Annotated in this window: 6 protein-coding genes; 4 read left to right on the top strand and 2 right to left on the bottom strand. The window is 67.9% G+C overall.

Annotation, left to right across the window (positions count from 1 at the left end; translation table 11 throughout):
• Together BQ7388_RS03305 and BQ7388_RS03300 are read left to right on the top strand one after the other, a co-directional pair.
• A partial coding sequence (locus BQ7388_RS03305; protein ID WP_159430781.1) for a hypothetical protein occupies positions 1–1,022 on the top strand: 1,022 nt, incomplete at its 5' end.
• A 309-nt stretch (positions 1,023–1,331) separates the two neighbouring features.
• On the top strand, positions 1,332–2,993 hold the full coding sequence (locus BQ7388_RS03300; RefSeq protein ID WP_009278536.1) for a putative manganese-dependent inorganic diphosphatase: 1,662 nt from the start codon (positions 1,332–1,334) through the stop codon (positions 2,991–2,993).
• A gap of 468 nt (positions 2,994–3,461) precedes the next feature.
• On the opposite strand, the gene yfbR is transcribed toward BQ7388_RS03300, so the two are convergent.
• A complete protein-coding gene (yfbR, locus tag BQ7388_RS03295) occupies positions 3,462–4,076 on the bottom strand; it encodes a 5'-deoxynucleotidase (protein WP_009278535.1) in 615 nt (204 codons plus the stop codon).
• A 347-nt stretch (positions 4,077–4,423) separates the two neighbouring features.
• Here yfbR and trmB point away from each other — a divergent pair, with 347 nt between their 5' ends.
• Positions 4,424–5,239, top strand: a complete 816-nt coding sequence (gene trmB, locus BQ7388_RS03290) for a tRNA (guanine(46)-N(7))-methyltransferase TrmB (protein ID WP_072499773.1) — start codon at positions 4,424–4,426, stop codon at positions 5,237–5,239.
• 460 nt (positions 5,240–5,699) lie between these two features.
• Positions 5,700–6,716, top strand: coding sequence for an alpha/beta hydrolase (locus tag BQ7388_RS03285; protein ID WP_072499772.1), 1,017 nt, complete (start codon positions 5,700–5,702; stop codon positions 6,714–6,716).
• 47 nt (positions 6,717–6,763) lie between these two features.
• Here BQ7388_RS03285 and BQ7388_RS03280 read toward each other — a convergent pair.
• On the bottom strand, positions 6,764–7,436 hold a 673-nt coding region (locus tag BQ7388_RS03280), incomplete at its 5' end, for a 1-phosphofructokinase family hexose kinase (RefSeq protein WP_072499771.1).

Genomic DNA, 7,436 nt, shown 5'->3' with positions numbered 1-7,436 from the left:
GCGACGTGCGAGACGTGCTCACGCGCGCCCAGAGGCAGGCAGCCTCGGCGAAGGACGCCGCCTCCGAGGCCGCCGACATGGCGACCCAGGTAGGCCAGTCGGCCGACGACGCGCAGGTGGCGGCCACGGCCGCTGGTGACGCGGCCGAGAGGCTCGGCAGCTCGGCAGACGCCCTCAAGGCCTACGCGAGTGCGCAGGAGGGCGTGCGCAACCAGGTCGCCGAGGCGCGAGAGGCGCTCATGGGCATCGACCAGACCGGCATGACCGACGCGCAGAGGCAGGCCGTTGCCTCCGCACTCGAAAAGCTCAACGATGCCGCGGGCACCGCGAGCACCGTCCCCCAGCCCGAGGACGTCTCGGCACAGGTCACGAAACTCGAGGAGAAGGCCACGTCCCTCTCCTCCGCCGCGGCGTCGGCACAGTCGATTGCACAGAGGTCCGGCGCCGCCTCCGCGGCAGCAGACGCATGCGGCGATCTCGTGGCCGCGGCACGTGGGAGCGAGGAGCAGGCCACGGGGCTGGCGGGCGTCGCCGCCCTGGCACACCAGCTCGACCAGGGCATCGTGAGCATCCATGGGGCGCTGGGGAGCGCGGAGGACGCGGGCAGCCTCCTGGGTGGCGCCGCCGCAAGCAGCGCCGGGGCACAACAGCTAGCCCAGGCCCTGGGCCAGGCCGCCAGCGGTGCGGGCGAGCTCGCGACGGGAGCGCGCCGGATCGACCAGGGCGCCGGACAACTCGTGGGTGGCATCGAACAGCTGCAGGACGGCGCCTCGGCGCTTGCGACGGGCTCGTCCGCTGCCGCGGTGGGCTCCGACCAACTGACGGATGGCCTGAGGGCCTTCGACGAGAAGGCCGTCTCCAAGATGGTCGAGGCACTCGACGGCTCCTCGATGAGGAAGCTCGTCGCACGCCTCGACGCCGTCAGCGAGCTCGCCGACGAGTACGAGAGCTTCGCCGGCATCGCCGAGGGACAGCATGGCACGACGAAGTTCGTCATCCGCCTGGACGCAATTGGGGACTGACGACGTCGGGACGCGCCGCGCGAGATGCCGTTGCCAAAAACTGCGCATTGGATTTTGCGAGGCGATGGCCCAACTGGGCCTTTGCCTCACCGTCTCCACAATTGGACGCTACCGTGCGCAGTCTTTTGACGCGCTCCCGGGGGGCAAAAACCGGCGTCCGGTGACGTGCGTGCCCCGCACGACCGGCACACGTGCCCCGCACGACCGTCACGCCAAGCCCACGCGCCCCAAGACGCCTGCGTAGTGGCACAATTCAGGGTGAACGTTCCGACTCCCGCGCCCACGAGCGCAAGTTCCAAGGAGAAGTCCATGCCCGAGACCATCCGCAAGGTCAACGTCATCGGCCACCTGCATCCCGACACAGACAGCATCTGCTCGGCCATCAGCATGGCCTACCTCAAGAACCAGACCGAGGACGTGCAGTACGAGGCGCGCCGCGCCGGCACCATCAACCGCGAGACCGCCTTCGTCCTGAGGCACTTCGGCTTCGAGGAGCCCCAGCTCATCACCAGCGTGCGCCCCCAAATCAAGGACATCATGATCCAGCGCACCGACGGCATCGACCGCGAGATGAGCCTCTTCGCCGCCTGGAACCTCATGGGCTCCAGCAAGGCCGACACCCTCTGCATCACCAACGAAAAGGGCGACCTCGAGGGCCTCATCGCCGTGAAGGACATCGCCAACGCCAACATGGACATCTTCGACACGCGCGTCATCGCAGAGGCGAAGACCAAGTACTCCAACATCATCCAGACCCTGAAGGGCAGCATGGTCCTGGGCGACCCCGAGGCCCGCGTCGAGACGGGCAAGGTCGTCGTGGGCACCACACCCGAGATGATGGAGGGCGCGATCGAGCACAACGACACCGTGCTCGTCACCAACCGCTACGAGACCCAGCGCTTCGCCGTCGAGTCCGGCGCCGGGCTGCTCATCGTGTGCAACGGCGCCCAGCTCTCCAACGTCGTCGTGGACGCGGCCCGCGCCAACGGCTGCACCGTGATCACCACGCCCTACGACACCTACGCCGCCGCCCGCCTGATCAGCATGTCCATCCCCGTGCGCGCCAAGATGCTCGACGCCCAGGACGTGCTGCGCTTCAGCGTCAACACCACCGTGGACGACGCGCGCAAGACCATCACCCAGTCGCGCCACCGCTTCTTCCCCGTGCTGGACGAGGACGGCCACTACTGCGGCCTCGTGAGCACGCCCAACCTGCTCAACGTGACGCGCAAGCACGTAGTCCTCGTCGACCACAACGAGCGCTCCCAGGCGGTCGACGGCCTCGAGCAGGCCGTGATCATGGAGATCGTCGACCACCACCGCATCGGCAGCATCGAGACCTCCGCCCCCGCGCGCTTCCGCAACGAGCCGGTGGGCTGCACCTGCACCATCCTCTACAGCATGTACCAGGAGCAGGGCGTCGAGATTCCCAAGAACATCGCCGGCCTCATGATGAGCGCCATCCTCTCTGACACCCTGGCGTTCCGCTCCCCCACCTGCACCCCCCGCGACAAGTATGCCGGCGAGCAGCTCGCGAAGATCTGCGGCGAGGACATCGACGAGTACGCCGACGCGATGTTCGACGCCGGCGCGGAGCTCACGGGACGCACGGCCGAGGAGGTCTTCCACCAGGACTTCAAGGTCTTCTCGCGCGGCAACGCCCGCTTCGGCGTGGGCCAGGGCAGCTTCATGACCAAGAACAGCCGCAAGGCGGCCGAGGCGCTGGTGGGGCCCTACCTCAAGGAGGGAGCCGCCGCTGACGAGCTGCCGCTGGTCTTCTACATGTTCACCGACGTGAAGAGCCAGACCACCGAGATGCTGTACTACGGCGCCGGCGCGGAAGAGATCGTCGCGCGTGCCTTCGGCGTGGAGCCCGTCGACGGCATCGCCACCCTGCCAGGCGTCGTGAGCCGCAAGAAGCAGGTCATCCCCGCGCTCATGACCACCCTGCAGGACACCCAGGAGGACTAGCTCCCAAGCGAGAGTGGCGCGCATACCCGGCAGCGGCAGGGCCCCGCGGCAGACGACGCCGCGGGGCCCCTTTCGTGGCTGCGGTTTGAGTGGCCGCCCACAGCCCGACTGCTCGGCACGAGCTTTTCGGGCATGGGGCAGCCAGACGCAAGGCGGCGCGCCATGGGAGACTGGAAGTCGCGACGCGAGGCGGCACCATGGGGACGCTCACGTCCGAGGAGGGCAGCCTATCTGCATGCGGTTCAAAGATTTTGTATGCGGTTTTTTCTCTCCTTGTTGGCGTATTACAAAGTTAGAATCCATATAACAGCAGGTAGATGAAGCGCATGGAAATCACGTTGTGTGCGGAATCCGCATACAAGTGCGGGAGTCCACGCAAGAGCCTAGCGGCAGGGCCCGCGGCGAAGCTGACTCTCCCCCACCCCGTGTACCTGGACACCCTGGCTGCAGTACCTCTGACGACCGTACCTAGAGGAGCTGGTCCAGGGTGTGTCCGTAGGAGGGCAGGAACTCGTCCATGAAGTCCCGGAGCTCGGGGAGACCCTCGGCCATCCGCTCGAGCGAGGCGCGCGTCGAGGCCTCCGCCGTCACGAACTCGGAGTTGCCGGCAGAGCGCTCCTCCAGGCACTTGATCAGTGCCGAGAGCTTGTCCGCCGCCTTCACGAGCTGTCGCAGATGCGCCTCGCCCTCACGCTCGACCGCATCCGGCTCGCCCTCCCCTGCCAGGCCGAACGCCGACCGAAAGCTACCCTGCAGGTCGGCGGGCAGGGTGGAGAGGAGCGTCTCCTCCGCTGCGGACTCGACGCCCTTGTAGGCGTCGCGAATCTGGGGGTTGAAGTACTTCACCGGCGTGGGGAGGTCTCCCGTGATGATCTCTGACGCGTCGTGGTACATGCCCATGAGCGCGGCACGGCCTTCGTCGAGCGAGCGGCCGTAGCGCACGTTGGCGATCACGCAGAGCAAGTGGGCAATCATGGCGACCTCGAGCGAGTGCTCGCTGAGGTTCTCTGGCCGGGAGCTGCGCATGAGGGCCCAGCGCTCGATGTACTTGAGCCGCGCCATGATCGCCGTGAACTGAGACATGCTGCCTCCCTCGTCGAAACCTACGAGGACCATCGTAGCCAAGGGACGGGACGGATTGCCCGACTCCGGGGATGTGGGCCGGGCACGCAAGTGGCGGAATGCCACTGTTGGCGCAAAAAAAGTGCGCACGGAATTCCGGGCCGGGGAGGCAATCCTGGGCAAACGCCGAACGTCTCCACAATTCGGAGCTACCGTGCGCAGTTTTTCCGCACAACCAGCCCGATACCGCGGCGGTGCGATAATGCCAAGCGCCCTATGAGGCCGTCTAGGCGCGTCACCACACACAGCAGCACGCGGCGCCCCCCGACGACCAGACCGGCCCCCGACCACCAGCACGAAGAGGTCTCATGCACGGACTGCACGCACGTCTCCCCAAGAACTTCGTCCTCGAGGAGCGCCTCGAGCGCTACGCCGACGCCATCGAGCTCGAGCCGCGCCGCCTGGCCGGGCGCTGGCTCGAGGCCTGCAGTCCCGTGGGCGGCCCTCGACTCCGCGAGCTGCGGCTTGACCTGGGCTGCGGCAAGGGCGGCTTCGCGGCCGAGTCCGCCGCGCGCGAGCCCGACGTGCTCTTCGTGGGCATCGACTCCGAACCCGTCTGCATCGCCTACGCCGCGCAGAAGGCCATCGAGGACGGCCTTGCCAACCTGGTCCTGGTACCCGCCCTGGGACGCGACGTCGCCGAGCTCTTCGCCCCGGGCGAGGTGGGCCGCATCATCCTCAACTTCCCCACGCCCTTCCCCAAGAAGAAGGAGGCGGCGCGGAGACTCACCCACCTTGACCAGCTGCTCCTGTACCGCCAGGTCCTGGCCCCAGGCGGAAGCGTCATCTTCAAGACCGACAGCCAACCCCTCTTCGCGTTCTCGCTCACGCAGTTCGAGCTCGCGGGATTCGAGCTGACGTGGAAGAGCGAGGACGCCCGTGCCGACAGGCCCGACGACCCCGTGAGCTGGTACGAGGAGCGCCTGGGCAGGCAAGGTGCCACCGTGTTCGGCCTGGAGGCGACGCCAGGCCCGCTGACGGGCCAGGTGGAGCAGACCGCCGAGCTGAGCCTGGCGGAGTACCTGCCCGAGGACCTGGCCCAGCTCTCCTACGTGCCCCACGGGATGCAGGGCACGGTCACCAACCTGCGGAACCTGCGCGCCAAGCAGGGCGCGCGCCACTAGGCGCCTCCCCCTAGGGCAGGAGTGGGGCGCCGCCTCGGCCCGGACCGGGTCGCTGCGGGCACGCGGTCGCCTGGTCGCTGCGGGCACGCGGTCGCTCGTTTGCCTGCGGGCACGCAGTCGCCCGTTTGCCTGCAGTTCAATAATTTGTGTGCGGTTTTTTCTCTCCCTATTGGCGTATTACAAAGTTAGAAATCACATAACAGCAGGTAAAAGCATCGGACGAGAATCGTGCTGTGTGTGGAATCCGCATACAACTCTGGGATGAGAGGCAGGGACGGCACCGGAGCGAATGCGGCCCCGTGGGCGAGGCGCGTGTCGGCGTCGCCATGTCGGCACGTCGGCGTCGCCTTGTGTAGACCTGCCGTCCGCAGACGGGCCGACATGCCTCATGCACGCTTCTGGGTAAACTGGAGAGCATGCCTCACGCAGATGAATCGTTGTCCCAGGTAGGAGGTTCCCCATGAAGGACTCGCACAGGAACGCGCTCATGGCCGCCGGCATCGCAGCGGGAACGGCGGCTGCGGCAGCCGGCTTCTCCGCCTTCTCCAAAATCAGGTACGGCCGCAGCGCCCAGGCGTCCGTGCTCGCCGGCGCCCTCAGGGCCTTCGCCGGAAGGGGCGTCCTCCTGGGCAAGGACCTCGGCCGCTTCGAGGACTTCGTCGAGGCCTGTCGCCAGGAGAACGAGGTCGAGTACCACATCCCCAGCTGGCTGCGCCTCAGGTCCCTGGTCTTCGAGGAGACCTGCGACGGTATGAAGACCTTCCACCTGGGCACCACGGGCAAGAACGCCCGTGCCGTGCTCTACCTGCACGGTGGCGCGTACGTGAAGCAGATCAGCTGGGTCCACTGGCTCTTCCTGGACGACCTCTGCCAGCGCACCGGAGCGGAGGTCTTCGTCCCCATCTATCCCCTGGCGCCCGCCCACGACCACGACGAGGCCTACTCGCTGCTCACCGACCTCTACGAGGGCATGCTGCGCCGCTACGAGGCCAAGGACGTCACCCTGATGGGGGACTCCGCGGGCGGCGGCCTGGCGGCGGGCCTGGCCGAGAGCTTCTCCCACTACGACCTGGAGCAGCCAGGGCAACTGGTGCTGCTCTCTCCCCAGCTTGACATCACCATGCGCAACCCCCAGATCCACGACTACTTCGACGTGGACCCGGCGTTGGCACCCTGGGGCCTGGCGCAGCTCGGCGACCTCTGGGCCGATGGCGACGACGTGACCGATTACCGCCTCAGCCCCATCAACGGGGACGTTCGGCCGCTGCGCAACGTGACCACCTTCGTCGCCACGCGCGAGATCTTCTATCCCGACTGCGTGGCCTTCGACGCCAAGCTGGGCGAGAACGGCGTGAGCCACGAGCTGGTGGTGGGCACGGGGCAGGCCCACATTTGGCCCCTGTATCCCACACCCGAGGGTCGCAAGGCACGTCGCCTCATCGAGCAGCTGGTGACCAAGGAGGTCCCGCGAGGCTAGGCGACGCAGCGTCCTGACGCTTCGCGTTGGCGCCTGGCCAGCGAGCGCTAGATCCTCCTGACCTCGACCTCTCCCAAGAGCGACTCCACGAGCTCCCGCGGGGCGGCCTGGGTCCCCGACTGCATGACGTTGGCGGCACCGGTGGCCATGGCCAGCCGAAGCGCGTCCTCCAGGCCAAGCCCGCGCTCCTCGGCGAGGGCGAGCGCCGCGACCACGGAGTCTCCCGCGCCGACGGTCGACCCCACGGGCACCTTGGGCGAGCTCGCGCGCCACGCCCCGTCGCCGCCGAGGTAGATGGCACCGTCACCACCCAGGGACACCATGACCCGCGCCACGCCGCGGCCTTGCAGCTCGCGAGCGGCGTCCAGGACGGCATCCTCGTCAGGCAGCGCGCGGCCCACGAGCTCGGCAAGCTCTGCGTCGTTGGGTTTCACGAGGTCGGGACCGGCCTCGATGCCGCAAGCCAGGCGCTCCCCGTCCGCGTCCAGGAAGACCGTGGCGCCGGCCGACTTGCAGGTGCGCACCCACCCCGCGTAGCAGCCCGTCGCAGCCCCGCGCGGGAGGGACCCCGCAAGCACCACGACGTCACCTGGCCGCACGCCGGCCACGAAGTGCTCGAGCATGCGAGGGAGGAGCCCCTCCTCCGGCAGGGGGCCGGGCTCGTTGACGTCGGTGTGCGTGCCCGCCGTGGGATCTATGAGCTTGAGGTTGCTGCGGGTC

Origin of the sequence: Olsenella phocaeensis, assembly GCF_900120385.1 — a bacterium.
In the GTDB taxonomy this organism is placed as follows: Bacteria; Actinomycetota; Coriobacteriia; order Coriobacteriales; family Atopobiaceae; genus Olsenella_I; species Olsenella_I phocaeensis.
This window is presented reverse-complemented; position numbering and strand designations above follow the sequence as displayed.

Coding starts and splice junctions, on each gene's coding strand:
- BQ7388_RS03300 (WP_009278536.1), top strand. CDS start 1,332: ATGCCCGAGACCATCCGCAAGGTCAACGTCATCGGCCACCTGCATCCC.
- BQ7388_RS03285 (WP_072499772.1), top strand. CDS start 5,700: ATGAAGGACTCGCACAGGAACGCGCTCATGGCCGCCGGCATCGCAGCG.
- yfbR (WP_009278535.1), bottom strand. CDS start 4,076: ATGTCTCAGTTCACGGCGATCATGGCGCGGCTCAAGTACATCGAGCGC.
- trmB (WP_072499773.1), top strand. CDS start 4,424: ATGCACGGACTGCACGCACGTCTCCCCAAGAACTTCGTCCTCGAGGAG.